Source organism: Treponema endosymbiont of Eucomonympha sp. (genome assembly GCF_001028545.1).
The window spans coordinates 1-442 of the sequence record NZ_BBPW01000654.1; the positions used below are offsets into that span (position 1 = coordinate 1).

Genomic DNA, 442 nt, shown 5'->3' on the forward strand with positions numbered 1-442 from the left:
TTTTTGCATTTGGCATCAGTTCCTGTCGGCAGGCGAAAAGCGCGCCCGCCTCGACTCCCAAGACGCCTGCCGCTATAGCGGCGGTCAAAAGCCTTCCCGCTGCGTTCACCTTTCCCTCCAATATGGTTAATATGTATAAAAGCATAAAGTATGTTCCGCGCTTTGTCAATATTTTTTTGACTGTTTTCGCGTCTTCCGCGCCCGAAAGCGGCGGGGAACGCGTGGCGCAAACTCGGTAGCGCGCCTTCGACGTGCGTGTTATACTGCGGGCATGTTAAGCCTCATGCGGAATATCGGCGTCATGGCGCATATCGACGCCGGCAAGACGACGACGACCGAGCGAATCCTCTATTACACAGGAAAGATACACAGAATCGGCGAGATAGACGACGGCACGGCGACTATGGACTGGATGCAGCAGGAACAGGAGCGCGGAATCACC

Annotated in this window: 1 protein-coding gene; it reads left to right on the forward strand. The window is 55.0% G+C overall.

The window, feature by feature from the left end; genetic code table 11:
• Positions 1–271 precede the first annotated feature (271 nt).
• A partial coding sequence (locus AWU74_RS08505; protein WP_162505120.1) for a GTP-binding protein occupies positions 272–442 on the forward strand: 171 nt, incomplete at its 3' end.